The 25,091-nt window shown below is 66.7% G+C and carries 29 protein-coding genes; 16 read left to right on the forward strand and 13 right to left on the reverse strand.

The window, feature by feature from the left end; genetic code table 11:
* Positions 1 to 77 precede the first annotated feature (77 nt).
* Positions 78 to 413, forward strand: a complete 336-nt coding sequence (locus tag V7060_RS02120) for a DUF4019 domain-containing protein (protein WP_334177601.1) — start codon at positions 78 to 80, stop codon at positions 411 to 413.
* A 4-nt stretch (positions 414 to 417) separates the two neighbouring features.
* Here V7060_RS02120 and V7060_RS02125 read toward each other — a convergent pair whose 3' ends face one another.
* The 3 genes from V7060_RS02125 to V7060_RS02135 are packed head-to-tail and all read right to left on the reverse strand — an operon-like array spanning position 418 to position 2,519.
* On the reverse strand, positions 418 to 984 hold the full coding sequence (locus tag V7060_RS02125) for an NUDIX hydrolase (protein WP_334177602.1): 567 nt from the start codon (positions 982 to 984) through the stop codon (positions 418 to 420).
* A gap of 52 nt (positions 985 to 1,036) precedes the next feature.
* On the reverse strand, positions 1,037 to 1,945 hold the full coding sequence (locus V7060_RS02130) for a 5'-3' exonuclease H3TH domain-containing protein (RefSeq protein WP_334177603.1): 909 nt from the start codon (positions 1,943 to 1,945) through the stop codon (positions 1,037 to 1,039).
* Positions 1,938 to 2,519, reverse strand: a complete 582-nt coding sequence (locus V7060_RS02135) for a nitroreductase (RefSeq protein WP_334177604.1) — start codon at positions 2,517 to 2,519, stop codon at positions 1,938 to 1,940. The genes V7060_RS02130 and V7060_RS02135 overlap by 8 nt, the downstream gene beginning before the upstream one ends.
* A 134-nt stretch (positions 2,520 to 2,653) precedes the next feature.
* On the opposite strand from V7060_RS02135, the gene V7060_RS02140 reads away from it, so the two are divergent.
* The 4 genes from V7060_RS02140 (at position 2,654) to V7060_RS02155 (ending at position 9,080) form a co-directional block, all read left to right on the forward strand.
* Positions 2,654 to 4,822 (forward strand): DUF1631 family protein, encoded by a 2,169-nt coding sequence (locus V7060_RS02140; protein WP_334177605.1) that lies wholly within the window; start codon positions 2,654 to 2,656, stop codon positions 4,820 to 4,822.
* Positions 4,823 to 5,009: 187 nt separating this feature from the next.
* Positions 5,010 to 7,328 carry a DUF1631 domain-containing protein gene (locus V7060_RS02145; protein WP_334177606.1) on the forward strand — a complete coding sequence of 773 codons (2,319 nt, stop codon included), beginning with the start codon at positions 5,010 to 5,012 and terminating at the stop codon, positions 7,326 to 7,328.
* A 73-nt stretch (positions 7,329 to 7,401) separates the two neighbouring features.
* Positions 7,402 to 8,493: an NAD(P) transhydrogenase subunit alpha gene (locus tag V7060_RS02150; RefSeq protein ID WP_334177607.1), complete on the forward strand. Its 1,092-nt coding sequence runs from the start codon at positions 7,402 to 7,404 to the stop codon at positions 8,491 to 8,493.
* On the forward strand, positions 8,490 to 9,080 hold the full coding sequence (locus tag V7060_RS02155; protein WP_334177608.1) for a hypothetical protein: 591 nt from the start codon (positions 8,490 to 8,492) through the stop codon (positions 9,078 to 9,080). The genes V7060_RS02150 and V7060_RS02155 overlap by 4 nt, the downstream gene beginning before the upstream one ends.
* A gap of 21 nt (positions 9,081 to 9,101) precedes the next feature.
* Here V7060_RS02155 and V7060_RS02160 read toward each other — a convergent pair whose 3' ends face one another.
* From V7060_RS02160 to V7060_RS02170, 3 genes are read right to left on the reverse strand one after another with little or no spacing between them, the layout of a single operon-like run.
* Positions 9,102 to 9,557: a DUF3106 domain-containing protein gene (locus V7060_RS02160; RefSeq protein ID WP_334177609.1), complete on the reverse strand. Its 456-nt coding sequence runs from the start codon at positions 9,555 to 9,557 to the stop codon at positions 9,102 to 9,104.
* Positions 9,554 to 9,952 carry a hypothetical protein gene (locus V7060_RS02165; protein WP_334177610.1) on the reverse strand — a complete coding sequence of 133 codons (399 nt, stop codon included), beginning with the start codon at positions 9,950 to 9,952 and terminating at the stop codon, positions 9,554 to 9,556. The genes V7060_RS02160 and V7060_RS02165 overlap by 4 nt, the downstream gene beginning before the upstream one ends.
* The gene (locus V7060_RS02170; protein ID WP_334177611.1) at positions 9,949 to 10,518 is read right to left on the reverse strand and encodes an RNA polymerase sigma factor; all 570 of its coding nucleotides are present in this window, start codon (positions 10,516 to 10,518) and stop codon (positions 9,949 to 9,951) included. The genes V7060_RS02165 and V7060_RS02170 overlap by 4 nt, the downstream gene beginning before the upstream one ends.
* Before the next feature lie 298 nt (positions 10,519 to 10,816).
* Here V7060_RS02170 and V7060_RS02175 point away from each other — a divergent pair, with 298 nt between their 5' ends.
* Entirely contained in the window at positions 10,817 to 11,116 is a 300-nt protein-coding gene (locus V7060_RS02175) for an NAD(P) transhydrogenase subunit alpha (RefSeq protein ID WP_334177612.1), read from the forward strand.
* On the forward strand, positions 11,113 to 12,504 hold the full coding sequence (locus V7060_RS02180; RefSeq protein ID WP_334177613.1) for an NAD(P)(+) transhydrogenase (Re/Si-specific) subunit beta: 1,392 nt from the start codon (positions 11,113 to 11,115) through the stop codon (positions 12,502 to 12,504). Before V7060_RS02175 ends, V7060_RS02180 begins: the two co-directional genes overlap by 4 nt.
* A 15-nt stretch (positions 12,505 to 12,519) precedes the next feature.
* Here the strand turns inward: V7060_RS02180 and V7060_RS02185 are convergent, their stop codons facing one another.
* Complete coding sequence (locus V7060_RS02185) at positions 12,520 to 12,933, reverse strand: hypothetical protein (protein WP_334177614.1); 414 nt, start codon at positions 12,931 to 12,933, stop codon at positions 12,520 to 12,522.
* 110 nt (positions 12,934 to 13,043) lie between these two features.
* On the opposite strand from V7060_RS02185, the gene sufT reads away from it, so the two are divergent.
* The 6 genes from sufT (at position 13,044) to V7060_RS02215 (ending at position 20,092) form a co-directional block, all read left to right on the forward strand.
* Positions 13,044 to 13,595: a putative Fe-S cluster assembly protein SufT gene (sufT, locus tag V7060_RS02190; RefSeq protein WP_334177615.1), complete on the forward strand. Its 552-nt coding sequence runs from the start codon at positions 13,044 to 13,046 to the stop codon at positions 13,593 to 13,595.
* A 52-nt stretch (positions 13,596 to 13,647) separates the two neighbouring features.
* Positions 13,648 to 14,745 carry a branched-chain amino acid aminotransferase gene (locus V7060_RS02195; RefSeq protein ID WP_334177667.1) on the forward strand — a complete coding sequence of 366 codons (1,098 nt, stop codon included), beginning with the start codon at positions 13,648 to 13,650 and terminating at the stop codon, positions 14,743 to 14,745.
* A gap of 378 nt (positions 14,746 to 15,123) precedes the next feature.
* On the forward strand, positions 15,124 to 16,914 hold the full coding sequence (locus V7060_RS02200) for a S8 family serine peptidase (RefSeq protein WP_334177616.1): 1,791 nt from the start codon (positions 15,124 to 15,126) through the stop codon (positions 16,912 to 16,914).
* Positions 16,915 to 17,498: 584 nt separating this feature from the next.
* Positions 17,499 to 18,041 (forward strand): hypothetical protein, encoded by a 543-nt coding sequence (locus V7060_RS02205; protein ID WP_334177617.1) that lies wholly within the window; start codon positions 17,499 to 17,501, stop codon positions 18,039 to 18,041.
* A 113-nt stretch (positions 18,042 to 18,154) separates the two neighbouring features.
* On the forward strand, positions 18,155 to 19,480 hold the full coding sequence (locus V7060_RS02210; RefSeq protein WP_334177618.1) for a peptidoglycan-binding protein: 1,326 nt from the start codon (positions 18,155 to 18,157) through the stop codon (positions 19,478 to 19,480).
* 51 nt (positions 19,481 to 19,531) lie between these two features.
* The gene (locus V7060_RS02215) at positions 19,532 to 20,092 is read left to right on the forward strand and encodes a hypothetical protein (RefSeq protein ID WP_334177619.1); all 561 of its coding nucleotides are present in this window, start codon (positions 19,532 to 19,534) and stop codon (positions 20,090 to 20,092) included.
* A gap of 42 nt (positions 20,093 to 20,134) precedes the next feature.
* Here the strand turns inward: V7060_RS02215 and V7060_RS02220 are convergent, their stop codons facing one another.
* Entirely contained in the window at positions 20,135 to 20,326 is a 192-nt protein-coding gene (locus V7060_RS02220; protein WP_334177620.1) for a hypothetical protein, read from the reverse strand.
* A 170-nt stretch (positions 20,327 to 20,496) separates the two neighbouring features.
* On the opposite strand from V7060_RS02220, the gene V7060_RS02225 reads away from it, so the two are divergent.
* On the forward strand, positions 20,497 to 20,766 hold the full coding sequence (locus tag V7060_RS02225; RefSeq protein WP_334177621.1) for a hypothetical protein: 270 nt from the start codon (positions 20,497 to 20,499) through the stop codon (positions 20,764 to 20,766).
* 122 nt (positions 20,767 to 20,888) lie between these two features.
* Positions 20,889 to 21,599, forward strand: coding sequence for a hypothetical protein (locus tag V7060_RS02230; protein WP_334177622.1), 711 nt, complete (start codon positions 20,889 to 20,891; stop codon positions 21,597 to 21,599).
* 101 nt (positions 21,600 to 21,700) lie between these two features.
* Here the strand turns inward: V7060_RS02230 and V7060_RS02235 are convergent, their stop codons facing one another.
* Positions 21,701 to 22,024, reverse strand: a complete 324-nt coding sequence (locus V7060_RS02235; RefSeq protein WP_334177623.1) for a hypothetical protein — start codon at positions 22,022 to 22,024, stop codon at positions 21,701 to 21,703.
* A gap of 351 nt (positions 22,025 to 22,375) precedes the next feature.
* Between V7060_RS02235 and V7060_RS02240 the strand changes: the two genes are divergently transcribed.
* The gene (locus V7060_RS02240; RefSeq protein WP_334177624.1) at positions 22,376 to 22,816 is read left to right on the forward strand and encodes a GNAT family N-acetyltransferase; all 441 of its coding nucleotides are present in this window, start codon (positions 22,376 to 22,378) and stop codon (positions 22,814 to 22,816) included.
* 132 nt (positions 22,817 to 22,948) lie between these two features.
* On the opposite strand, the gene V7060_RS02245 is transcribed toward V7060_RS02240, so the two are convergent.
* The 4 genes from V7060_RS02245 to wrbA are packed head-to-tail and all read right to left on the reverse strand — an operon-like array spanning position 22,949 to position 25,087.
* On the reverse strand, positions 22,949 to 23,434 hold the full coding sequence (locus tag V7060_RS02245) for an asparaginase domain-containing protein (protein WP_334177625.1): 486 nt from the start codon (positions 23,432 to 23,434) through the stop codon (positions 22,949 to 22,951).
* Between the two features lie 20 nt (positions 23,435 to 23,454).
* Complete coding sequence (locus V7060_RS02250; RefSeq protein ID WP_334177626.1) at positions 23,455 to 24,162, reverse strand: hypothetical protein; 708 nt, start codon at positions 24,160 to 24,162, stop codon at positions 23,455 to 23,457.
* A complete protein-coding gene (locus V7060_RS02255; RefSeq protein WP_334177627.1) occupies positions 24,159 to 24,491 on the reverse strand; it encodes a DUF2069 domain-containing protein in 333 nt (110 codons plus the stop codon). The genes V7060_RS02250 and V7060_RS02255 overlap by 4 nt, the downstream gene beginning before the upstream one ends.
* Positions 24,491 to 25,087 (reverse strand): NAD(P)H:quinone oxidoreductase, encoded by a 597-nt coding sequence (gene wrbA, locus V7060_RS02260; RefSeq protein ID WP_334177628.1) that lies wholly within the window; start codon positions 25,085 to 25,087, stop codon positions 24,491 to 24,493. Before wrbA ends, V7060_RS02255 begins: the two co-directional genes overlap by 1 nt.
* Between the last annotated feature and the right edge of the window lie 4 nt (positions 25,088 to 25,091).

Genomic DNA, 25,091 nt, shown 5'->3' on the forward strand with positions numbered 1-25,091 from the left:
TGGCAATGACGGTGGAAGCAGGGCGGACGGGTGCGGACAGGATCGGACTGGAAGATGTCGACCTCCCGCGATTGGGCATGGCGGCCATGCGCTTCATCAAGGCCATCGAGCGGGGGCAGCACGGCGTGCTGTGGGATGCGGCATCGGATGCGATCCGGACGTCGACGCCACGGGACCTCTTCATCAGCTCGCTGGCGCATCGCCACCACGTATTGGGGCGCGGCCTCGGCCGACGCTGGACAGCGGTCCGTGTCGATCAGCCGGTGAGGGCCGACAGGTTGCCCGGTACCTACGCGCTGCTGGAATTCTCGGTGTCGTTCGGCGAGGGTGCGCGGCATCGCGAGATGGTCACCCTGCGGCGCGAGGAACAGGGCATCTGGCGCCTGGCCGGATACGGCATCCGGGCCGCGTAACGGTTCAGTCGCGCGGCGTGCCATCAAGGGCGTGGTCGATCATCCACAGCCCGGCCCACAGCTTCGCATCCAGTTCGTAGCCTTCGCCGATCTTCTGCGCCAGCCACGCGGCGGCGCGCGTGCGGGGAATCGCATGCACCGTGATGTCCTCGTCGCCGTCCCCGCCACCCTCGCCCACCTTGCGCAGGCCAGTGGCGCGCACGAAGGCGATCTTTTCGCTGCTGCTGCCGGAGGACGTCGGGCCGATCATCAACACTTCCGCGTGGTCGGCGGTCCACCCGGTCTCTTCCTCGAGCTCACGGATCGCGGATGTCTCGATCGACTCGCTGGCATCGATGTCACCCACCAGTCCCGCCGGCATCTCGATCGTTCGCGCCTGCAGCGGCACGCGGAACTGTTCGACGAACAGCACGTCGTCGTCAGGCGTCACCGCGATGATGATCGCCGCCAGGCCGCCCGCATGCGCGCGCTCCACGTATTCCCACGTGCCACGCACCATCATGCGTTGATATTTGCCTTGCCACACCGTTTCGGCGGGCACCCTGCGCTTGTCGTCGTCGCGTTCATCCATGCGCTGATGCTATCCGGTGCAAGTGACGTTTGACAGCCGGTCAATAGCCGGGTCACTCCAGCCCCGCCGCCACGCGCAACCGCCGCCGCGTCATCGGGCCGAAGCGGAGCGCATCCGACAGCGCACCCAGCATGTCGCCGTCGGCCTGGCCACGCTCGTGGCCGGTGGCGATGTCGCCCAGCGGCGCGTCGAGTGCAATGGTCGTGAGTTGACGCCACAGCAGCGCGTGTTCGCGCTGCTCGCGCAGGCGGATGGCCATGGTGGCGGCGCCACGCAGGCGCAGGAAGGTGACTTCGTCCATGCGCCCGAGCAGGGTGTCCAGGTCGCCGAAATGCGCCAGCAGGACCGCGGCGGATTTCGCGCCGATGCCGCTTACGCCGGGAATGTTGTCCACGGCGTCGCCGGTGAGTGCCAGGTAGTCGGCGATCTGGCGTGCTTCCACGCCGTAACGTGACTTCACGCCGGCCATGCCCCAGCGCTGGCCGCGTGCGAAGTCCCACTGCTCGTCATGTTCGTGCAGCAACTGCGACAAATCCTTGTCGGCCGAGACGATGACGCCATGGAAGCCCTGGGGGCGCGCCACATGCAGCGCGCTGCCGATCAGGTCGTCGGCCTCGTACTCGCCATGCGCCAGCACGCTCAGGCCGAGCGCGGCGCACAGCGCCTTGCAGTGGGTGAACTGGCGCCGGAGTTCTTCCGGCGCGGGATCGCGGTTGGCCTTGTAGGCCGGATACAGCCGGTTGCGGAAGCAGCTGTCCAGCGCCTCGTCGAACGCGATGGCGATGTGCGCGGGACGCTCCTTCTCCAGCAACTCGAGCAGGAAGCGCGCGAAGCCGTGCACCGCGTTGGTGGGCCAGCCGTCGGCGTCCTGGAATTCGTCGGGCATCGAATGCCAGGCGCGGAAGACGTACAGGCTGGCATCGACCAGATACAGCGGACGCGGGTGCAGCATCTCAGGCATCGGGCATCCATTCGGTGAGCAGCGTGGCCGGATCCGGGCGCTCCCGTTCGGGGGCTTCCAGCCGGGGCGTGCCGATGTGGATGAAGCCGACGATCTTCTCGCCCGGCGCGAGGCCCAGCGATTGCGCGACCTGTGCGTCGTACGCCATCCAGCCGGTCAGCCACTGCGCACCGAAGCCGAAGGCCTGTGCCGCCTGCAGCAGGGCGAAGCAGACGCTGCCGGCCGTGAGCAGTTGTTCCTGCTCGGGCACCTTGTGGCCCGGTGTCAGGCGAGCGACCACCGTGATGATGTCCGGTGCGCTGGAGAAGCGGCCGCGGTCCTTCTCGACTGCTGCGTCGGGCGCATCCGGGTCGAGTGCGCGGGTACGGGCGGCCAGCTGGTCGCCCAGTGCATGGCGTGCATCGCCGTGGATATGGATGAAGCGGAACGGCACCAGCTTGCCGTGGTCGGGCACGCGCACGGCGGACGCCAGCATGCGGTGCAGCGTGACATGATCGGGGCCGGGTTCGGCCAGTTGCTTCGAAGGCACGGAACGCCGCGCATCCAGCACCTGCAACATACTTTCGGTGTCCATCGAGTCCCCTTATAGTGGGATGCACTGCACAGTATCGGTGCATGAGTTTAATCGCAGCGGATGCGTCATGGTCCGCGCCACGCGAGGACCCGCGTCTGCGGGTGTCGCGGACAACCTGGCCAACCGAAGACGCAATGCCCACGCCTCCACCCCTCCCGACCACCGGCAACCAGCTCGTCGCGCTGTTGCGGGAGGCGATGCAGCCGCCGTTGGACGCGGCGTTCGCCGACGTGGTGGATGGTCTGCGCCAGCCCATGCTGGACCGGTTGGAACGGATGGAGCTGGACCGCGGCCCCTATCTCGACGGGCTGCTGGCATTGAAGGACCGGCGCGAGGCGATCCTGCGCGGGTTCCGCGAGGACATGGCATCGGCGTGGCAGATCGCCGCCGAGGGCGAAGCTTCCGCCGTCCGCTTCGGCGAAGAGCACACGGGCGATGCGGTCGGCCTGGGACTGGTGGAAGAAGACGAACTTGATGTGCGTCTGGCGACCGAACAGTTGGCGGATGCCATCTCGCGCGAGTGGCAGTCCGAGCTGCTGCGCCTCAACGGTTACCTGACGTGGCTCGACATGGGCGTCCGGTTGCAGCCGGACAGTGCGCCCTATTCCCCGGCACGTATCGCGATGGCCGTGTATCGCGGCCTGGCGGGCGCGTCGCTGCCGGGCAACGTGCGTGCCCTGGCCGTGCAGTGCTGCGGACGCGAGTTCGTGGAACTGGTCGGTCCGATCTACGAGTCCATGCACGCGCGGCTGGTGCGTCGGCTGGGCGCGCAGGACAGCACCACTGCGCGGATGCGCCGCGCACAGTCCATCCCCAGCGCGGGCGACGAGGCGACCAGTGAACCCGACTGGATGACGCGCTTCTTCGTGTCCTGGGATCAGGGCGATGCGGATTCGACGACGGCATCGCCGGACGGCACGACCCTGCCGCCGGCGCTGCATCACCTGCTGGAAGAGTCCAGGCAGAAGCGTGCCCGCGACCAGGGCTCGGTGCGCAGCGCCGTGCCGCGCACGTCGTTGTCGCAACGGGAGCTGGTGGTGGCGCTGACCCTCCTGCAGATCGCGGCGCCCGAGGTGCACGCGGAGGTGCTCGCGCGGCCCGACAGGCTGCAGGCGGCGTTCAAGCAGCAGATCTTCCGGCAGGCGGCGCAGCTGGGCGTCGCGCCGGAGGCCGTGGCGATCGCGGATGCGGACGAGAACGTGGTCGACCTCGTCGGCATGCTGTTCGAAGTGATCTTCCGGGAAAGCCACCTCGCGACCGAGCAGGTGCACGTGCTTGGCCGCCTGATGGCGCCCATGGCCAAGGTCGCCCTGCAGGACCGCAAGTTGTTCCTGCAGGCCACGCATTCGGCCCGGCGGCTGCTCAACGTGCTGGTGGAGGCCTGCGACGGCAATCCGGGCGAGAATGACGCCCAGCGCCTGTTGCTGGAGAAGGTCAAGGACACCGTGCAGCGGCTGGTCGCCGATTTCGACGAAAGCCAGTCGGTCTTCCGGGCGGCGCGGACGGACTTCAACGATTTCTACGCGCGCTACCGTGGCGAAGCGGAAAAGGCCGAGCAGGCGCTGGCGGCGGAGCAGCACGCCCGGGATGCGGAAGCGGCGGTCGTGGCCACGTTCGCCGGCGTGCTCGATGCGAAGCTGCAGGCGCATGACGTGCCCGCGCCGATGCGACGGGTGCTGCAGGACGGCTGGCCGGCGTATGCAGCCCGCATGCAATCGCTCAACAAGCCGCAGGCCGCGCCGATGATGCTGGATGGGCTGCTGCAGGCGGTCGATGTCGCGAACGTGCGCGGCGACGTGCGCAACTGGCACGCCGCGATGGACTGGCTGCAGCCCATGTGGATGGCGTCGGGGCAGGGGAAGGATGCCATTGCGCGCCAGCGCGAACAGCTCTTCGCGGCGCTCGTCACGCCACAGGCGGTGACGCCGCCGGCCGCGGAGGTGGCGCCATCCAGTGCGCCACCATTGCTGCCGGGCCTGCTGGATTCGCATGAGTTGCAGGAAGGGTTGCAGCGGCACGATCCGGTGATGACCGACTACTTCCAGCAACTGCGGGAAGGCAGCTGGCTCGACTTCGTCGACAAGGACAACCGCGTGCAGGTCGGCCGCCTGAGCTGGATCAGTCCGGTGTCGCGACGCCTGATGTTCGTCAACCGGGCGGGTGGCCGCATCTGCGTGGCGTCGGTGCAGGAACTGGTGGTGATGGCGCAGTTGGGCCGCGTGCGGATGCACCGCGACGAGGACGCCTTCTACAGCGCCATGCAGGGCGTGGTGGACCGCCTGGTGGTGCCTGCGCGGCCCTGATCCGGACGGGCGGACCGACATGCAAGCGGCGTGCCGCACTGCGGTTGCGTGATGTAACGTGTTGCGCGGCATCAAACTGCCGAGGCCATCACGGTTGCCCGCCAGCCGGATTTCCTACGATGTCGTCGCGGATCTCCGTCCGCATCCCCCACCTTTCTTTCGCCCCCCCGGGCGGGGAACCTTGCGCATGTCGAACGTCCCCAACCTCGCCGACCGCCCCGGGCGCGACACGCGCCTGCTGGAGCAGGCGCGCGACGCCGCGATCCCGCCGCTGGTCGATGCCTTCGCGGTCGCGCTGGGACGTTTCGACGATGCGTTGTTCGACCGTGCCGAGCGTGCCGGTCCTTCCCAGATGGCCTTCCTGGATGCGATGCGCGAACTGCGCCGCCGACGCGAAGACATCATCGGGCGCTTCCGCGCCCAGCTGCAGCGCTCCTGGAAAGCACTGGAAGCCGGCCAGCCCGTGCCGATCGAGCAGGTCTTCCTCGAGTCCGCGGAGGACACCCTCAGCCTGGTGTCCGAGCAGGAACTGGAATCGCGGCTGGCCGTGCGCAACTTCGCCAGCGTCATCCAGCGCGAATGCAAGCCCGTGCTGGCACGGCTGGATCGTCGGCTGGGCTGGATCGCCGGGGACATCGCGCTCGACGCCGACCTCAATCCGATCGGTCCCGAGCACATCGGCGTGGCCGTGCACCTCGCGTTTTCGGGCTGCGACCTGGCGCCCGACGTGCGCCTGGTGGTGATCAAGCTGTGCGAACGCGACTTCGTGCCGGCCATCGCGCGCATCTACGCGGCGCTGGACCAGCGCCTGGTGCAGGTCGGCGTGATGCCCGAGTTGCCGGCGCGCCGTGCGCCCACGCAGGCCGCGGAGCCTGCGTCGGATGGCGCGCAGGAGCTGGATGGCACCGGTGAGGGGGAAGACCCCGGAGCGCCTGCCTGGGCAGCGCGCTTCCTCAATCGCATGGCCGGTGTCAGCCGCGGGTTGCAGGCGAGCCAGCCCGCACCGGTTGCGGGCGGGTTCGGCGATGTGCCGCCCGGCTATGGATCGGCGCCGGGCGCGCAGGGCGTGTTGCTCGAAGCCCTGCATCATCTGCTGCAGGAGTCGCGCCGCGGGCGCGACGCCGCCGGCGCGCCGGACGCGCGTCCGGCCGATCCGCGCCAGCGGGACCTGTCGCAGCGCGAGATGCTCTCCGTGTTGTCGCTGCTGCAGGCGGCGCCCAGCGCCACGCTGCGCGCGGCGATCGGCGACACCGGCGAATCCCTCTCCCAGCGGCTGAAGAACGAGGTGCTCAGCAGCGCCACGCAGTTGGGTGTCGACCCGTCGCAGGCGCGGCTGGCGCCGGTCGACGAGGATGCGATCGACCTCGTCGGCATGCTGTTCGACGTGATGCTGGACGAGCGCGACCTGGAAGGTCGTCCGCGCGAACTGATCGGCCGGCTGGTGGTGCCCTTCGTCAAGGTGGCGCTGCTGGACCGCCGCATGTTCGTGCAGAAGACGCATCCGGCGCGCCGGTTGCTCAACGTGCTCGCCGAGGCCTGCGAAGGTAACAACGGCGAGAGCGCGGCCGAGCGCACCCTGCTGACCAAGGTCGAGGAAGTCGTCGATCGCCTGGTCGCCGAGTTCAACGAGAACCTGGCGATCTTCCTGACCCTGGAGGAAGAGTTCCGCGCATTCCTCGAACAACACCGTCGCCGCATCGAGATCGCCGAGCGCCGCGCCGCCGAGATCCAGCGCGGCCAGGAACGCCTCGAGGCCGCGCGTGCGCGCATGACCTCGGAGCTGGACGAGCGCCTGGCCGGTCGGCGCGTGCCGCAGGCCATCGAGGATTTCCTGCGCCAGCCCTGGGCGCACCACGTCACCATGACGGTGTTGCGCGAGGGCGATGACGGGGCGGGTTTGCGCGAATCGCTCGCGCTCGCCGACGGCGTACTCGAAGAACTCACCGAGGCGCAGCGCCATGTGGTCGGCAAGCCATGGCTGCAGGCCTGGCGCACTGACATGCTGAAGGTGTTCGCCAGCGTCGGCATGAACCAGGACGCCGCGGCCGGCGCCGTCGATGCCTTGCACGACACGCTGCAGGCGGTCGCCGCTGCGCGCCCGGACCTGGAAAAGGCGCTGCCGGAGTTGCCGCAGGTCGTGCTGCCGAAACCCGTCGTCGACGAGGAGACGGCGCCGATCCAGTTGGTGGGCGGCGCCGATACGCTCGATTTCGACCACAGCGACGCGGATCATTTCCGGGGCCTGCCGATCGGCACCTGGCTGGACTTCATCGACAAGGACAACAAGGTGCAGGCGGGCAAGTTGTCGTGGGTCAGCCCGATCTCCTCCCGCCTGCTGTTCGTCAACCGCCGTGGCGTGCGTTTCTGCGTGGCGTCGCCGGAGGAACTCGCCGCGATGGTGCGGCTGGGCCGCCTGCGCACGCACCAGAGCGAAGATGCGTTCGACAGTGCGATGCAGGGCGTGATCGAACGCCTCGAGCCCGTGCCCGCCGCCACGCCTGCCTGACCGGGGCGCCCCGCGCGGCCGCGCCGCGCTCTGTTAGCATCGCCGCTCGGGTGACCTAACGACGAGGGGCGCAATGGCGGTCGAAGTTCGGGTACTGAAGGAAACCGCCGCAGGCGAACGCCGCGTGGCCGCGACACCGGAAACCATCCGCAAGATGCTCGCGGCGGGCGCACGGGTCACCGTCGAACGGGGGGCGGGCGAAGGCGCCGGCTTCATCGACCAGGCCTATGCCGACGCCGGTGCCGAACTGGTCGACGACCGTGGCCGCGACCGTGCCGACCTGCTGCTCTGCGTGCAGCCGCCGTCGCCCGACGCCATCGCGGGGTTCAAGACCGGCGCCACGCTGGTCGGCGTGCTGCAGCCGGCGGGCGACGCGGCACGCGCAGAGGCGCTGCAGGCGAAGGGCATCCAGGCGTTCCCGCTCGAGCGCTTGCCGCGCACCACGCGCGCGCAGGCGATGGACGTGCTGAGTTCGCAGGCGGGCATGGCCGGCTACAAGGCCGTGCTGATCGCCGCGCAGCTGGCACCGCGCTTCTTCCCGATGCTGACCACGGCGGCCGGCACGATCCGTCCGTCGAAAGTGCTGATCGTCGGCGCGGGCGTCGCCGGTCTGCAGGGCGTGGCCACCGCCAAGCGTCTTGGCGCGCAGGTCGAAGGCTTCGACGTGCGCCCGGAAACGCGCGAACAGATCGAATCGCTGGGCGGCAAGTTCCTCGACCTGGGCGTCAGCGCGGCAGGCGAGGGCGGCTACGCACGCCAGCTGACCGACGAGGAACGCGCGCTGCAACAGCAACGACTGGCCGACCACCTGAAAGGCATCGACGTGGTGGTGTGTACCGCTGCGGTGCCCGGTCGCCCGGCGCCGAAGATCGTGTCGGCCGCGATGGTCGAGGGCATGAAGCCAGGCAGCGTGATCGTCGACCTGGCGGCGGAAACCGGCGGCAACTGCGAACTGACGCGTCCCGGCGACACTTACCTGCACGGCGGCGTGACCATCGCCGGCCCGCTGAACCTCGCGAGCCTCGGTGCGGTCCACGCCAGCGAGATGTACGCCCGCAACGTGCTGAATTTCGTCGCGTTGTTCGTCAAGGACGGCGCACTGCAGTTCGACTGGGACGACGAACTGCTGGCGAAGACGGTGTGGCCCGAACGAGCTGCCGCGTGACGCGATGGGCATGGCTTTGGGTGGCGATGCTCGTGATCGGGCAGGCCGTCGCGCAGGAGTCGCCTTACCTCGATCAGGATCCTGCGGCGTCGTATCTCGGCTATCCGCCCGGCGGACGCGTGAAGTTCCGGGCGATGATTCAGGCCGCGCTGCAAAAGAATCCACGCAATGTCTCCGCGCTGGTCCATCGGGCTCACCTCTATGGCGAGATGGGCGATCGTGAGCGGGAACTCCGCGATTACGATGCCGCGCTCAGCGCAAGCGAGCCGGCAAGCCCTCAGCGCCGACATGTCCATTGGTCGCGCGGCTGGTCGCGCTATGACCAGGGCGATATCGAAGGCGCTTTGGCCGACTGGGCCGAGGCAGAGCGCCTGCATGGTGGTCGGCCTGCATGGGTGACGTATACGCGTGCACTTGCGTATTGGACGGCTGGAGACCACGCCACTGCATTGCACTGGTACGCCTTGGCCGCGAGTGCCTACCCGGAGTGGGGCACGGATGCAGGCATGGAGCAGCGGATCAGGTACTGGAGTAGACCTCAGCAAACCCAGATGCGCGCGGTGTACGCGCGCTGGAAGGCCGGCTAAGCGACGCCGGCGCTGCCGGCCTCAGCGTTCCGGCCGTCGATCGCGGTCACGATCGCGATCACGCGGCGGCGGTGCGTTGTCGCGCATCCATGCCTCGCGTTGCCCGGGCGTCATCTTCTTCCATTGTTCGCGCAACGCGTCGCGCTGTTCCGGGCTGAGCGCCTTCATGTAGCCGTACAGCGCACGCGCCTGGCGGCGCTGGTCGGGACTCATGTCTTCGAACCGCTTCATGCCGTGGCGCGCCTGTGCGCGCTGTTCCGGCGTGAGCGACTGCCAGCGCTGTGCGCGCTCCAGCATGCGGGGGCGCTCGTCGGGTTCGCGGTTCCAGCGGTCGCGCACCGGCGCGATCAACGCGTCGCGCTGCTGCGGCGTCAGCGTGTCCCAGTCGGGCAGCGGGGTCGGTGCGGCCTGCGCCAGGACCGGGCCGCTGGCGAGCAGCAGACCGAAGGCAAGGACGCGAAGGGCATGGACCTTCATCGGGTCGACTCCATGGCAAGGGGCTGGGCATCGGCGGACGCCAGCCAGAGGTAGAGATCGGGATCTTCGTCGAACGCGCTGGACACCCCCAGTTCGTCCGCCGACAGATCGCTGTCGGTCGAGGCGACGGCCATCGTCGTCGACGGCGTGCCAGCGTCCGGCGCGCGGGGCAGCCATTGCAGGCCGACACCGACGGCGAGCACCGCCGAGAACGCGGTGGCCGTCAGCCAGCGCCAGGTGTGCCGGCCGCCCGTGGACGGTGCCTGCCGCTGCGCGTCGTGGCGCGCGCTGCGCAGCCGCATCAGCGTCTGCGGCGACATCTGGGCCAGCGCGGCCTGGTGCAGGCGACGGGCCTGCTGGTCCATGCCATGGCCGTCGTCGTGGGCGGGGTTCATCGGAATTCCTCCAGTTGCCGTTGCAGGGCGTCGCGCGCGCGGGACAGGTGGGTCTTCACCGATCCTTCCGAGCAGCCCATCGCGCGTGCCGTATCGGCCACGTCCAGTTCTTCGAGTACGCGCAAGGTAAAGGCCTCGCGTTGCCGGTTGGGCAGGGTGCGCAGGGCCTGTACCAGCCGCGCATAGGCTTCACGCTGGTCATGCGTCTGCGCAGGACCGGCGCCGTGGTCGGGCGCCCAGTCCACCGGGCTTTCTTCACCGCGGTCACCGGTCGGCAGCAGCCAGCGCAGCCGGAACCCGGCGCGGCGCTGCATGTCGATGATGCGCCTGCGCAGGATGCTCCAGAACAGCGGCGACCACTCGGCGGCTGGATGGTCGCGGTAGACGAGCATCTTCATCATCGCGTCCTGCACGGCGTCCAGCGCATCCTCGCGGTGGCGCAGGCCGCTTTCGGCGAAGCGGAACGCGCGCGGCCCGATGTCGGCCAGGAACAGGTCGAGCGTCGCCGCCAGCGGACTGGGCGACGACGCGTCGGATAGCGGACTCGCTGCGGTGCTCACCAACATAGCTTAGCGGCCGGTGCCGTGAATCAGCTGCGACGGTCGATGCGGTCGCCCAGGTCGCCCAGGTCGCCGGCGAAGGCGCCCCCGGTGGCGGAGAGCAGCAGGACGGACAAACCCGGCAGAGACAGGCGCTTCATGATCGGGTCCTCGGGGTGGGGTGCATGCAGGGAAACGTCCCGCACGCACATCGGTTGACGCCATCCCACCGGACCACGGGCGGGTTCAGGTAGGGTTATGATGCGGGGCCGCCGCGGCAGCGCCGCTCGGTAACCAACACAACGTGGATGGGATGGGGGAGCGGATGAGCGACGGGTTCGTGGCGCTGTACATCTTCATGCTGGCGGGCATCGCCGGGCACGTGATCATTTCGCGGGTGCCGGTGATCCTGCATACGCCGCTGATGTCCGGCTCCAACTTCATCCACGGCATCGTGCTGATCGGCGCGATGGTCGTGCTGGGCCACGCCGATACCACGCTGGAAAAGGCCATCGGCTTCATCGCCGTGCTGCTGGGTGCGGGCAACGCTGCCGGCGGCTACGTGGTCACCGAGCGGATGCTGGACATGTTCAAGAGCAGCAAGGCACCGGGAGGCGGCAAGTGAGCGCGCTCACCCTGGTGAAGCTGAGCTATTTCGTCGCAGCCACGCTGTTCCTGCTCGGCCTGCAGCGCATGGCCAGCCCGAAAACCGCGCGCAGCGGCATCCAGTGGGCCGGCGTCGGCATGCTGATCGCCACCGTGGCCACGTTCTTCCTGCCCGGCCTGCACAACATCGGCCTGATGATCGCGGCCATCGTGATCGGCGTCGGACTGAACTGGATCTGGGGCAAGAAGGTGGCGATCACCGACATGCCGCAGATGGTCGCGCTGTTCAACGGCATGGGCGGCGGTTCGGCCGCGGCGATCGGCGCGGTGGAACTGGTGCGCTATTCCGGCGGCGAGGCGTCGGTGCCGTCGACGTTCACGCTGTCGCTGGCGGTGATCGGCGCGCTGATCGGCGCGGTGTCGCTGACCGGTTCGGTGATCGCCTGGGCCAAGCTCGATGGGCGCATGGACAAGCGCTACACGTTCCCGGGCCAGCAATGGTTCAACGCGCTGGTCGCGCTGGCCGCCATCGCAAGCGGTGTGATGGCGCTCACCACGCTGGCGATGCCATGGATCGTCGCGTTCTTCGTGCTGTCGCTGGCGCTGGGCGTGCTGATGACCCTGCCCATCGGCGGTGCGGACATGCCGGTGGTGATCTCGTTGTACAACGCGTTCACCGGCCTGGCGGTCGCCTTTGAAGGCTATGTGCTGGGCAACGAGGCGCTGATCATCGCCGGCACCATGGTCGGTGCGGCCGGCATGCTGCTGACGCGGCTGATGGCCAAGGCGATGAACCGCAGGATCAGCAACGTGTTGTTCTCCAACTTCGGCGGCAGCAGCGCGGCGATGCAGGAGATCGGCGGTTCGATGAAGCCCATCGAGGCGGCCGACGTGGCCGCGATGATGGCCTACGCCGAGCGCGTGGTGATCGTGCCGGGCTACGGCCTGGCGGTCGCGCAGGCGCAGCACAAAATCTGGGAGCTGTCGCAGAAGCTGATGGATCGCGGGGTGAAGGTGAAGTTCGCCATCCACCCGGTCGCGGGCCGCATGCCGGGCCACATGAACGTGCTGCTGGCCGAAGCCGGCGTGCCGTACGACCTGATCGCCGACATGGACGACATCAACCCCGAGTTCGCCAACACCGACGTGTCGCTGGTGATCGGCGCCAACGACGTGGTGAACCCGGTGGCGAAGACCGACCCGGCATCGCCGATCTACGGCATGCCGATCCTCGACGTGGTGAACTCGAAGAACACCATCGTCATCAAACGCGGCAAGGGCACCGGCTTCGCCGGCATCGAGAATGCGCTGTTCTACGCCGACAACACCCGCATGCTGTACGGCGACGGCTCCGAGATGGCGAATGCGCTGGTCAGCGAACTGAAGGCGCTCGACGGCGGGCACTGACGCCGCCGCTCCGCGTCAGCGCGTCCACCAGGCAGCGAGCAGCGGTGCGATCACCAGCGCCGCCGCATCGAGCGGCGTGGTGGTGAGCGAGATCAGCGTCCACGCGTGATGCGCGCCCAGGCGCAGCACCGAATCCCATGGATTGAGCCCGAACGAGAAGCCCATCTGGGTGGCGGCGATCGTCCACAACGCCAGCGCCGAGATCGCGCCCGTGGCCAGCGCGCCGAGCGCGGCGCGTCGCGGCCCCGCGGGCACGCCGCCCAGGCGCAGCACCAGCACCACGTCGAGTGCCGCCAGCAGCGCCATCCAGCCGGCCTGGCGTTGGAGGTAGAGCGCCAGCGCCACCCAGATCACCAGCACGCAGCCACCGGCCAGCACGAGCATCACGGGAACGAGCCAACGGGGGAAACGACGCGGGGCGGGGGGCATGGAGACTCCGGCGGGGCCGCCAAGGATACGGCCTGAACGCGGTCGCCGGGGCGCGGGCGCTACAATAGGCCGCCTTGCAGCGCCCCACGCGCGCCCCCATCTGGTCCGGCATGTACTCCCGCAGCAGCGAACCCGTCCAATTCTCCCGCGACTGCGCCGCCGTGCTGGTGCCGCAGGGCGAACTCGTCACCCTGCCGGCCGGCAGCTACGGCTACATCACCCAGGCCCTCGGCGGCAGCTACACCGTCTTCGTCGAAGGCAACCTGATGCGCATCGCCGGCAAGGATGCGGATGCCATCGGCAAGGAGCCGTCCGAGCCGCTGTCGCTGCCGGAGGACGCCAGCGACGAGGAGGTCGAGGCGCTGGTCTGGAACCAGCTGCGGACCTGCTTCGATCCCGAGATTCCGTTCAACATCGTCGACCTGGGCCTGGTGTACGAAGCCAACCTCAGCACGCGCGACGACGGCCAGCGCGACGTCGAGGTCAAGATGACGCTGACCGCGCCCGGCTGCGGCATGGGCGAGATCCTGGTCGACGACGTGCGCAGCAAGCTCGAGATGATTCCGACCGTCGCCGAAGCCGACGTCGAACTGGTGTTCGACCCGCCGTGGGGCCGCCACATGATGTCCGAAGCCGCCAAGCTAGAAACCGGCATGCTCTGAGCCGTCCGGCTCGTCCCTTGCAGAACCCGTCAGGAAGGAAGAGATGAACGTGATGAACGCCGCCCCGTTGACCTACCGCGTGAACCGCTCCGACAAGGCCCGCACGCCGGCCGAGCGCGACGCCATCCTCGCCAATCCCGGGTTCGGCCTGCACTTCACCGACCACATGGTCGCCATCGCCTGGGACAAGGCGAAAGGCTGGCACGACGCCGAAGTGCGCGCCTACGGTCCGCTCTCGCTCGACCCGGCCGCTTCGGTGCTGCATTACGGCCAGGAGATTTTCGAAGGCATCAAGGCCTACCGCCATGCCGACGGTTCCATCTGGACCTTCCGCCCCGACGCCAACGGCGCGCGCCTGCAGCGCTCGGCCGCGCGCCTGGCGCTGCCGCAGCTGCCGGTCAACGAGTTCGTCGAGTCGCTGCGCCAGCTGGTCGCCGTCGATGGCGACTGGGTGCCGTCGGCCGTGGAGACCAGCCTGTATTTCCGTCCCTTCATGATCGCCACCGAGGCCTTCCTCGGCGTGCGCGCCGCGCACCAGGCCGGTTACTACGTCATCGCCAGCCCGGCAGGCGCGTACTTCGCCAAGGGCGTGGCGCCGGTGGCGATCTGGCTGTCCGAAGACTACGCACGTGCGGCCAAGGGCGGCACCGGCGCGGCCAAGTGCGGCGGCAACTACGCCGCCTCGCTGCTGCCGCAGCAGGAAGCGCAGGCACAGGGCTGCTCGCAGGTGCTGTTCCTCGACCCGGTCGAAGGCAAGTACCTGGAAGAACTGGGCGGCATGAACGTGTTCCTGGTCTACAAGGACGGCCGCATCGTCACCCCGGCACTGTCGGGCAGCATCCTGGAAGGCATCACCCGCTCCAGCATCCTGCAGATCGCGCGCGACCGCGGCCACGCCGTCGAAGAGCGCAAGGTGTCGATCGACGAGTGGAAGCAGGGCGTCGCCTCGGGCGATATCGTCGAAGTCTTCGCCTGCGGCACCGCCGCGGTGATCACGCCGATCGGCCAGCTGAAGGGCAAGGGCTTCGAAGTCGGCGATATCAACGCGCCGGCCGGCGAGGCGACGATGGGCATCCGCAAGGAACTCACCGACATCCAGTACGGCCGCCTGCCGGATCGCCATGGCTGGCTGGTGAAGTTACGCGACTGATCGTCGCCGCATCGCTGTAGAAAAAGCCCGCGGAAACGCGGGTTTTTTTATGCGCCGATCTTGTGTGCATGCGATAAAAAATTATTTCTCATCACATACGAAACACGTAAATGAATCTACGCGACGATGTCTACCGGTGACCATCGCTTCATGCGTGTAGTCCGATGATTACGTTTGCAACGTGTTGCGATGAAGTGTGTCTCTCATCGCTGATTCACCTGCGCACATTCCGATAGCGTCGTCCCTGCGTCGCGCATTGCGCGGCGTGCATCCGGTCGAACGCAACCGCCCGTCCACCCCCTCCCGTATCTGCCCTGCGCCCTCGACCGGGCCATTGCCGCATTGGCGGCTTTTCATTCCATCTTGAGGGAGAGTCTGATGTCTGGATTTGCAAAGCGTGGTTCGCGTATGCGCCTGCTGTGCCTGTCGTCCGCCGTGCTCGTGTCGCTGTATGCGTTGCCGGCGATGGCCGGACGCGTCGACATGGGCGGCTTGCAGGTGGAAGAACCCGGTGGCTACGACCGCTTCATCGTGAAGTACCGCGACGGCAGTACCGAGAGCACAAACGCGACGCAGTTGCAGCGCTCGCTCAGCACCGCCGCGAGCACCGGTGTCGCCAAGCGCGGTGGCCGCGTGCTGGGCCTGGAGAAGCTGCGCCGGCTGGCCGCGGGCGGCGCCGACGTCGTGCGTGCCGACCGCAAGCTGGACCGGGTGGAAGCCGAGTCGCTGATGCGGCAGCTCGCCGCCGATCCCAACGTGGAGTATGTGGAAGTCGACCAGCGCATGTATCCGACGCTGACGCCCAACGATCCGCGCCTGTCCGAGCAATGGGGTTTCGGCACCACCACCTCCGGCATCAACGTGCGTTCGGCCTGGGACAAGTCCACCGGTGCGGGCGTGGTAGTGGCCGTCATCGATACCGGCATCACCAACCATGCCGACCTCAACGCCAACATCCTGCCGGGCTACGACTTCATCAGCGACACGTTCGTCTCGCGCGACGGCAACGGCCGCGATTCCAACCCCAACGACGAAGGCGACTGGAACCCGGTGGCGAACGAGTGCTACAGCGGCTCGCCGGTCAGCAACTCCAGCTGGCATGGCACGCACGTGGCGGGCACGGTCGCGGCGGTGACCAACAACAGCACCGGCGTGGCCGGTACCGCGTTCGGCGCCAAGGTGGTGCCGGTGCGCGTGCTGGGCCGCTGCGGCGGCCTGACCTCGGACATCGCCGACGCGATCACCTGGGCCTCGGGCGGCACGGTCAGCGGCGTGCCGGCGAACGCCAATCCGGCCGAAGTGATCAACATGTCGCTGGGCGGCGGCGGCAGCTGTTCCACCACGTACCAGAATGCGATCAACGGCGCGGTCGGTCGCGGCACCACCGTGGTGGTCGCTGCCGGCAACAGCAATACGAATGTGTCCAGTGCGGTACCGGCGAACTGCCCCAACGTCATCGCCGTGGCGGCGACGACGTCGGCGGGTTCGCGCGCCAGCTTCTCCAACTACGGCACGGGCATCGACATCTCCGCGCCGGGACAGGGCATCCTGTCCACGCTCAACACCGGCACCACCACGCCGGGCAGCGCCAGCTATGCGTCGTACAACGGCACGTCGATGGCGGCGCCACACGTGGCGGGCGTGGTCGCGCTGATGCAGTCGGTGGCACCGTCGCCGCTGACGCCGGCGCAGGTCGAGACCATCATCAAGAACACGGCGCGTCCGTTGCCGGGCACGTGTTCGGGTGGGTGCGGTGCGGGCATCGTCGACGCCAATGCGGCGGTGGTCGCGGCGCAAGGCGGCACGCCGCCGGTCGGTGGCGTACAGACCTACACGAACGGCACCGACGTCAGCATTCCCGACAACAATGCGACGGGCGTGACCAGCACCATCGCGGTGTCGGGGCGGACGGGCAATGCGCCGAGCAATGCGCAGGTAGGGGTGAACATCGTGCACACCTACATCGGCGACCTGATCGTGGACCTGATCGCGCCGGATGGCTCGGTGTACGTGCTGCACAACCGCACCGGCGGCAGCGCCGACAACATCAACCAGACCTACACGGTCAACCTGTCCAGCGAAGCCCTCAACGGCAGCTGGCGTTTGCGCGTGCGTGACCGGGCCAGCCAGGACACCGGCTACATCAACAGCTGGAGTATCACGTTCTGACTAAGGGTCATTTCCCGAGAAAGTGCGCAGGGATGTGCATGAAGAACCCCGGCCTTGGCCGGGGTTCTTCTTTGGGGCCGGCATGAGTAGGGCGTGATACTCACATTCACTGGGGGCAGTTTCTTGCGCAAAACCTGGTCCCTTGGGGCTTGTAAATGCGTTTCCCTTCAATGCGGTGTAGACAGAAGCGGAGACGATCGTGTGACGATCGCTCCTGAAGCAAAGGATGGCGAGACTCGACAGGAGGTTGTGCAATGTCTTGCAAATATTTTCCGCCCGCTTTTTTTATATGTGCGAGCGCACGAATCGCCCTAGTCCTTTGTGGCTATGGACTCATCAAGTGCTCCAAGAGAGCGATTCGGCCGCGGTGGCACCGGTACGAGTGCCTCTTGCTTGTTGGCGTGTTGGCCATTGCGATGCTGTCAGGTTGCCAAGGTGTCGCGAATGCACGTTCCGGTGCCGTCAGAGAGGCTGAGCTTGAGCCGATATACGCCGAGGACCTGCCTGACGCCACTGGGTACATGGAAATGCACCTTGGTGATGCGACGATAGTCCTGAGATCGGATGGCTGTTCCAACCGGATGATGAGCAAGCTGATCTGCAGAAATGTCCGGCTCACGATATCGACCTCGACGTTGCAATCGCAGACTTTGATGCTTCCCGAAGTCTGGATCCCAAAGAAGCTCCCGCCTGGCCCTGTTGCAAGGACAGGCTTCCGTGGATCGTCGAGCTTGGCGTTCGCAGACGGTTGGTACGGCGTCATGCTATCCGACATCAATGTGGACGGTTACGAAGATCTGGTGGTCTGGAGTGGTTCCGATGGTACTTATGGCGATCCTTCTTACACTTATTTTCTGTACGACAAGAATGCCCGGCGTTTGAGCGAGAACGCCATGTTGGCGAAGCTGATGGAGTGGCATTCGCTGTCACGCATCATTGATGGTCGATTGTTTGCCTGGTACCGCAGTGGTCCATGTGATCGTGGCGAGAAGCTGATTGGAATTCGGGGTAACGGAGCTGAGATTCTGGCCAGCAGGGACTACACCACCTGCGGAGAACATGCGCTTGATGGTGAAGGCATATCTGATGATTCATGGATGAAACTGAAGGAGGAGCCAAAGCAATGAGCGATGGATATGGACGAAGCGCTGCCTCCACCATCACGCGCGACCAGGCAGTCCGCTTAATCGTGCGGACCTGTCTTGATTAAGGAGTTACGAACGATCGCCAGATCGCCTACGTGCTGGCGACGGCGGAGCACGAAAGCCAAAATTTCACCAGCCCTGAAGAGAATAGCGGTCGAAAACAAGCGGCAGAGATCGGCTACAAAGGAGGTGAGCGAGCTGGCTACGGAAGTGGCGAAGAGTATTTTGGTCGAGGTTACGCGCATCTTACCCACTGGGAAAATTACGACGACCTGGGCCGAGCACTGGGCATAGGCGACGATCTGCTACGCGATCCTGCGCTTGCATCGGATCCAGACATAGCTTCCCGCGTTCTCGTTGTCGGCATGCGCGACGGTATGTTCACGGGGCGCGCATTGGGCAACTACATTGCCGGTGAACATGTCGACTATCTAAACGCTCGCAGGATCGTGAACGGTACCGACCGAGCAGCTGATGTTGCGGCGCTTGCTCGAGACTGGGAGCCCATGGTTGGCGATCTGGTTACCTCGGTCCGGCGCGATGGCGTCGATCTGGCGCCGGTACAGGAAGCACGCCGGGACGGCATGCCGATTCAGCGCGGCGACGCCAACGCCCGCACCTTCGAATTGCAGCAATACCTTGTCGCCTTGAACATCACCGATGCAGCGGGGCAGCGACTGTCACCTGATGGCGACTTCGGGCGATCTACCCAGCAGGCGGTAAGTACCTACCAGCGCATGGCAGGCATCGAACCCCCAACCGGATCGGTAGACCAGACGCTGTTCGATCGGATCCGCGGCGAACTCCTGCAAGCCGACCCGAGCTTTCGGCTCAAGACCATGATGGATCTGCATGGGCCGTTGAAGGATGGGGTTCTAGGTCCCGCCGACCGTGGTGACTCGGTTGCTGAACTGCAGGAGCAGTTGCACGGACTCGGCTTTCGCGGAAGCAGCGGACGGCCACTAACCATCAGTCGCAACTACGACAAAGCCACACTGGAGGCCGTTCGCCGATTCCAAGACGGCGCGGACATCGCCCCCGCTAATGGGTTGGCCGATGAGCGTACCCGTGATGCGATCAATGCCCGTGCGGTTGAGCAAGGGTTGCAGGAAGCGACCGAGGCGGCGCGCCGCAGGGAGATCCGGGAAGCCCACCGGGAGCAGCCGGAACGGGGGCTGGGCCGGGAAGGGGATCAGCGACAAGGCATATCCCACGACCTGCCGGACCCATCCGGCGAATCGATGGTGAACCGTTACCTAGCGTCCATCCTGTCGGGTGACAGCAAGATGGCTGACCGCATCGCAAGCGAATTCGCACTGTCGAAGGATGGCCATGACCTGGCGCAGATGGGAGAGCGCTTGCTGGCGCAGCAGCACGCCTCGGAGCGGCAACAATCGCAGGATTGGCAGATGGCACGGTAGCCGAGCAGCTGAAGATGCGCTCATTAAGGATGTGAAGGACAAAGCGGTGTCATGGAAGACGTCAAAGCAATGCCGGTGGATATGCCAATGGACGAAATCAAGACCCTGATGATGCTGCGCGCCGAGATGGTCCAGCGCGAGGCGCGCATGACCGCGGCCATTGACGCTCAGGTGCAGTCGCTGCGACAGGAGGTCGTGCAGTTCCGTCGTGAAATTTCCGCGGTCGTGGACGGGGCGGGCAACCGCATCGCGCTGGATGCCAGGGAGGCGGTTTCGCCGCTGGTCGCGCAATACGGTAGTGCGGTATCCGGAGCATCAGCACAACTGAGGAACGCTGGCAGGACGGTATGGATGTGGCTCGCCGCCGCTGGGGCGAGCCTGCTGATGGTACTCATCGTCGGCTGGGCGTTGCTGGGCTACTACCGGCGCGAACTGGCGGCCACGAAAGAAGAGCTTCAGCGCTATGAAGACGCGGTTCCGGTCGTCGAGGCCTTCTACGCTTCAGACGCGGTGGTCTGCGGGGGCGTCATCTGCACCAACGTCGATCCCGGCGGATCGCGTGCCGGTGGCGAAGGACAGTACCGTGCGGCCAGGCAAAGGCCTCAGCGCTGAGAGATAGGTTGAGGTGAGCTTGCGACCGGCACACCGGAACAGTCAGAGGTGATGGAGCATCGGCGTATCCGCCAAGAAGGCGATATCTCCTTCTTCGTCACGAATCTCGCGGAGGGTTCCGCACTGACGGCTTGCACGGGATGGGTTGAAGGTCGCGCGGAACCCGTTGAATTGAGCGGATGCCTCGTTGGTGCGGATCGCCTTGTGCTCACCTTCCATCGCATTCAGAAACACGAATCCGTGAACGCCGCCGCATCTTGAGCCCTGTTCATCCGAACGGAAACGGATATTCGTGTCCGATTTTCACAGTGCCTGCACGTACGCCAACCTCAGCTGACACGTGGATGAAGCGGTCTGCGAAAACGCCGTTATATTCCGGTTCCCCCAGACGAAGGAGGTTCCGAATGTCCCTGACCAAGCACACCCCCGCCATGGCCCGCATGTTCGCCGTGGCGCTCATAGCCACCGCCGGTCTCAGCGGTTGCGCCACCTACGATGACGAGTTCGCCGGCATCAACTCGCGCCTCGACACGCTCGACTCCCGCGTCCAGGGCGCCGCCCAGAGCGCCGAGTCGGCCAACCAGTCGGCACAGCAGGCCAACCAGCGCCTGGATCAGATCGAAGGTCGCGTCCAGCGACTCGAGACGGCGCCGCGCCGCGTTCCGCGCGGCTGATCGCACCGGCGAGCACAGGTCGCCACGCGCGACCTGAGCCGGGACCAGGTGGCCTTCGCAGGCCACCGGTTTCCCTGTCTTCACCCACGTAGGAACCGCCCATCCGTATGCGCGCGCACCCCATGATCCTGGCCGTCCATGGCGTACTGGCATTGACGCTGGCGTTTTCGAGCATCGACCTGGCCAGCGCCAAGGAAACCGTCGCGCAACGTACAGCGGCCGTCGACGAACTGCCGAAAGACCAGGACGTCTCCAGCACGGTGGTCGAGCTGGCCGGCTGGGTGGTCGCGGCCAAGGACAGCCAGGGCTATCCGTTCGCCGTGATCGACAAGGCGTCCGCACAGATTCTCGTGTTCGGCGGCGACGGCCGCCTGCGTGGTGCCGCGCCCGGCCTGTTCGGCTCGGCGGTCGGCGACCACACCTCCCCCGGCATCGCCGGCCTTGCGCTGCGCGAGATTCCGGGCCGTGATCGCACCACCCCTGCCGGCCGCTTCATCGGTGGCTATGGTCCGTCCATCGACGCCGGGCGCGTGCTGTGGGTGGACTACGAGTCCGCCGTCTCCATCCATCCCACTGCGACCGGCGTGCCGGCCGAGAAACGCGTCGAACGTCTCGCCTCCGCCACGCCCGACGACAATCGCATCACACACGGCTGCATCAACGTGTCGCCCACGTTCTACGAGCAGGTCATCCGACCGACGTTCGAGCGGGGCGGCGTGTTCTACATCCTGCCCGACAAGGACTCGATCGCGGAGACCTTCCCGGAGTTCGCGCAGAGCCGCGCGACGACGAAAAGCAACGACGGAAAGCGTGGCAGGTCCGCCCGCAAGTAAGAAGCCGGGATCATCCCGATGCGTCCGGAGTGCCGCAAAGAACAGGCCCGCATCAGCGGGCCTTGTTCGTTGTCGGATCCGGCGGTTGCGAGTTTCTGAATCTACGCGGCGTTCTGCCGCATCTCCGTGCGACTGCACGAGTACACCACCTGCGCCTGGCGCGGCTGGATCCAGTTCTGCACGAAGGCCTTGCCGCGTTGCACGGTGGGTACGGCTACCGGCCGGCCGGGGGTGTCGATGCCGCACGGCAGGAAACGGGCGATGAGTCCACGACCCGAGGGCTCGATGCAGGCGAGCGGGACATCGTCGAAGTAGAGCGTGTGTACCTTGCGGTGCGTATTGATGCCGAAGGGATCCGCCTCGTGCGGACGTTCGCGCCAGCTGAAGGCGGGGGGAGAGGGTGGACATGGTACGACTCCTGACAAGGGCGACAGTGACGCACTTCGCGCGTCGATCCCGCGTCAAAAAAAGCCGCTGACGACCAACCATCCGCGTGGCGTATGCGATCCGTTCAGCGCGTGGCGGAACATCGCCTTGGTCATCCTCGTGGGTTGCCAAGCGCCATCCACGAAAACGGAAACAGGGGGCAGCGTGGGTTTTCATAGAAGCCGGAGTGGGAGTACGGTGTTTCAGAATGCGTCTGTTCCGGAAAAGTACGCTGCCCCCTGTTGTCGCAGTTGAGATGATCCCGTCCGAGCTTGTTGGCGGCAGTCCGTGGGCTTGAAGCCTGAGCATTCGTTCAGGCCGAGCGTCGCGATCGCGGAAATGGCACTAAAATGAGCGATTGCCGCGGCCGCACCTCGGCCAGGTTCAACTCAGGCGTCAGGCCTTTGTCGCCCCATGGGACAGCATTGAAAGCAAAACAACTCCAATTGAAAACGGACTGGCGCTTCGAAGAGAGCGAGCAGCGGCGGCACTATGTCATCGAGCCGTGGCTCGATGGCCGCCGGGTAGGTCGTGCCCATGGCTGGTTCGAACCCGGCGAACGCTTTGTGCTGGAGAAGATCGAGATTGATTCGAGGCAGCGCTCACGCGGTTATGGCAGTACCGTGATTGAGCAATTGCGGCAGAAGGCGCGTGAGAAAGGGTGCCGGGAGCTTGTGATCAACAATGTGCGCGCCAGCAATCACAGGGCCATCGCACTCTACGAGGGCATCGGTGCGAAGGCCGTCCCGATGTCGGCAAGCCTCTACGCGTTTGTCATTTCGCCGCCGTAGGCCTATGAAGCCGGGGTCAGAGCAGGTTTCACGACTGAAGAATTCAGGACGGGAACACTTCCTTCTTCCGTGAACACAAGGCCCGCATCGGCGGGCCTCGTCTTTACGGAGTTTCGTGGCAACTCCTGGGCATCACACCGCCTCGAACCGGTTCGCCGCCACGTTCTTCCTGACCTTCGCCGGATCCCAGATCCGCCCGTTCATGGCGATGTACACGCCGATCGGCAGCGACTGCACCGCGCCGATGGCGCAGCCGATGTTGAACTCCGCGTCCGAGCCGCGGAAGCGGGCCGGGCTGAGGGCGCCGGTCATCACGATGGTCTTGTCCGGGATGGACGCCAGCACGTGGCCGGTCTGCACCATGCTGTCGGTGCCGTGCGTCACCAGCACGTGCTTCGTCGGCTGCGCCGCGATGGTCGCGCGGACCAGCTCACGGTCCTCGTCGGTGATGTGCAGCGAATCCTTGCGCAGGATCGGAATGACGGTGAAGCGGAACGTCACCCCCAGCTCGCGCAGGATCATGCCGATCTGCGGATCGCCGATCTGGTAGTCGGACTTGTCGTCGAAGTAGATCTTGTCGATCGTGCCACCGGTGGTGACGATCAGCAGCTCGTCCATCTCAAAGCTCCTGCCGGCGCTCACGGCGCGCCTGGCGTTGTGTCGGGGGAAGTCAGTTCGTAGGACTCGCCGTAGTGCTCGCAGATCCGTTCCAGCGCGTGCGAGGGCGGGGCCACCACCCGCGGATTATCGCCGCTTTGCCGCGTGAACGTGCAGCGCACGTCGGTGACGTTGCCGGCGTCGTCTCCGCCCGCATCCACCTGCACCATCAGGTCCATGTTGTCGTACTCCAGCGGCAGGTCGTGCGGTGCATCCAGCTCCCACAGGTGGAACTCCCAGCTGCAGCAACTGCTGCGGCCCGATTCCACCAGCCAGCCGTCGATGACCTGCAGTTCGTAATAGCCACCGCTGAAGAAATGCTGGAACGTCCGCTTGGCGGGGTCGACCCGGTAGACATTGCCCTCGCAGTTCGGTCCGGCGCCGCACATGCCGCGGATTTCGATCTCGTGCATGCCGTCGTCGTCCAGATCGATCAGGCCCGCGCCGCCCATGCTGTTGTAGGCCACCTCCTGTGTGACCTCCAGCCGGTCGCACACGCGTTCCGCCTCGCAGGTGAGCGTGGCGACATAGCGGCGCAGATCGGGCGATGCGCACTCCGTCAGCGCGGTCAGCACGGTTCCGTCGCGGTTCTCCGCGCGGACGGGATCCGCAGGTTCGCAGACCGCATCCTGCGCCCATGCACACGGAGCCAGCAGCCCCAGCAGCAGCGCGAACGCGAAGCGCCTCATCCCTTCCTGCCGAACCGCTTGGCGAGCGCCGGCCAACTGGTCGCCACCACGATGCCGATCGACAGCACGATGCCGGCCCACGCGAACGTCGCCTTCGCAGGGTCGGCCCACGCCACCATCACCGCGTGCGAGAACCAGAACAGCGCGAAGACACCGGCCCAGAACGCGGCCGTGCGCCGGCGTGCCATCACGCCGATCATCAGCAGGATGGGCGGCAGCGCGAACACCAGCAGCGCCAACGTATACTGGCGGTCGCCGTAGAACCACAGGGCGTACAGGATGGCCAGCAGTTGCAGCAGGCCGGCAAGGATCAGCCGCGAGCGCTCCATCAGTGCGCCCCCAGCCGGCGGGCGATGTCGGCCACGCGACGGCCGAGTGCGCGCGCGAGCGTGGCTTCCTCCTCGCTGGGTTGCGGATCGTCCTCGCCACCGGCGACATGGCTCGCGCCGTAGGGCGTGCCGCCGGTACGCGTGCTGCTGAGCTGCGGCTCGGTGAAGGGAATACCGACGATCACGCACCCGTGGTGCAGCAGCGGAATCTGCATCGACAGCAGCGTGGATTCCTGGCCGCCGTGCTGGGTGGCGGTGGAGGTGAACACGGCGGCCGGCTTGCCGACCAGCGTACCGCTGGCCCATTCCGCGCCCAGGCCATCGATGAAGTGCTTGACCGGCGCGGCCATGTTGCCGAAGCGGGTAGGGCTGCCGAGGATCAGGCCGGTGCATTCGGCCAGGTCCTGACGGTCCACGTACGGCGCGCCGTCCTCGGGCACCGGCGGCGCGGCCTGCTGGGTCACCGCGGCGACCGGTGGCACCGAGCGCAGGCGCGCGGACATGCCGTCGACTTCGCCCACGCCGCGCGCGATCTGCCGCGCCAGCCGCGCCACGGACCCGCCGCGGCTGTAGTAGAGCACCAGGATCTCGGGCATCGGG

Source organism: Pseudoxanthomonas sp. (assembly GCF_036845285.1).
In the GTDB taxonomy this organism is placed as follows: Bacteria; Pseudomonadota; Gammaproteobacteria; order Xanthomonadales; family Xanthomonadaceae; genus Pseudoxanthomonas_A.

Bases quoted from the DNA above. Each gene is read 5' to 3' on its own strand.
- V7060_RS02135 (WP_334177604.1), bottom strand. From the start codon at position 2,519: ATGGACACCGAAAGTATGTTGCAGGTGCTGGATGCGCGGCGTTCCGTG.
- sufT (WP_334177615.1), top strand. From the start codon at position 13,044: ATGTACTCCCGCAGCAGCGAACCCGTCCAATTCTCCCGCGACTGCGCC.
- V7060_RS02130 (WP_334177603.1), bottom strand. From the start codon at position 1,945: ATGCCTGAGATGCTGCACCCGCGTCCGCTGTATCTGGTCGATGCCAGC.
- V7060_RS02240 (WP_334177624.1), top strand. From the start codon at position 22,376: ATGAGCGATTGCCGCGGCCGCACCTCGGCCAGGTTCAACTCAGGCGTC.
- V7060_RS02250 (WP_334177626.1), bottom strand. From the start codon at position 24,162: ATGAGGCGCTTCGCGTTCGCGCTGCTGCTGGGGCTGCTGGCTCCGTGT.
- V7060_RS02225 (WP_334177621.1), top strand. From the start codon at position 20,497: ATGTCCCTGACCAAGCACACCCCCGCCATGGCCCGCATGTTCGCCGTG.
- V7060_RS02175 (WP_334177612.1), top strand. From the start codon at position 10,817: ATGAGCGACGGGTTCGTGGCGCTGTACATCTTCATGCTGGCGGGCATC.
- V7060_RS02200 (WP_334177616.1), top strand. From the start codon at position 15,124: ATGTCTGGATTTGCAAAGCGTGGTTCGCGTATGCGCCTGCTGTGCCTG.
- V7060_RS02160 (WP_334177609.1), bottom strand. From the start codon at position 9,557: ATGAAGGTCCATGCCCTTCGCGTCCTTGCCTTCGGTCTGCTGCTCGCC.
- V7060_RS02165 (WP_334177610.1), bottom strand. From the start codon at position 9,952: ATGAACCCCGCCCACGACGACGGCCATGGCATGGACCAGCAGGCCCGT.
- V7060_RS02205 (WP_334177617.1), top strand. From the start codon at position 17,499: ATGAGCAAGCTGATCTGCAGAAATGTCCGGCTCACGATATCGACCTCG.
- V7060_RS02120 (WP_334177601.1), top strand. From the start codon at position 78: ATGGCGGCCATGCGCTTCATCAAGGCCATCGAGCGGGGGCAGCACGGC.
- V7060_RS02170 (WP_334177611.1), bottom strand. From the start codon at position 10,518: ATGTTGGTGAGCACCGCAGCGAGTCCGCTATCCGACGCGTCGTCGCCC.
- wrbA (WP_334177628.1), bottom strand. From the start codon at position 25,087: ATGCCCGAGATCCTGGTGCTCTACTACAGCCGCGGCGGGTCCGTGGCG.
- V7060_RS02215 (WP_334177619.1), top strand. From the start codon at position 19,532: ATGGAAGACGTCAAAGCAATGCCGGTGGATATGCCAATGGACGAAATC.
- V7060_RS02245 (WP_334177625.1), bottom strand. From the start codon at position 23,434: ATGGACGAGCTGCTGATCGTCACCACCGGTGGCACGATCGACAAGATC.
- V7060_RS02255 (WP_334177627.1), bottom strand. From the start codon at position 24,491: ATGGAGCGCTCGCGGCTGATCCTTGCCGGCCTGCTGCAACTGCTGGCC.
- V7060_RS02125 (WP_334177602.1), bottom strand. From the start codon at position 984: ATGGATGAACGCGACGACGACAAGCGCAGGGTGCCCGCCGAAACGGTG.
- V7060_RS02185 (WP_334177614.1), bottom strand. From the start codon at position 12,933: ATGCCCCCCGCCCCGCGTCGTTTCCCCCGTTGGCTCGTTCCCGTGATG.
- V7060_RS02145 (WP_334177606.1), top strand. From the start codon at position 5,010: ATGTCGAACGTCCCCAACCTCGCCGACCGCCCCGGGCGCGACACGCGC.
- V7060_RS02195 (WP_334177667.1), top strand. From the start codon at position 13,648: ATGAACGCCGCCCCGTTGACCTACCGCGTGAACCGCTCCGACAAGGCC.
- V7060_RS02140 (WP_334177605.1), top strand. From the start codon at position 2,654: ATGCCCACGCCTCCACCCCTCCCGACCACCGGCAACCAGCTCGTCGCG.
- V7060_RS02230 (WP_334177622.1), top strand. From the start codon at position 20,889: ATGATCCTGGCCGTCCATGGCGTACTGGCATTGACGCTGGCGTTTTCG.
- V7060_RS02150 (WP_334177607.1), top strand. From the start codon at position 7,402: ATGGCGGTCGAAGTTCGGGTACTGAAGGAAACCGCCGCAGGCGAACGC.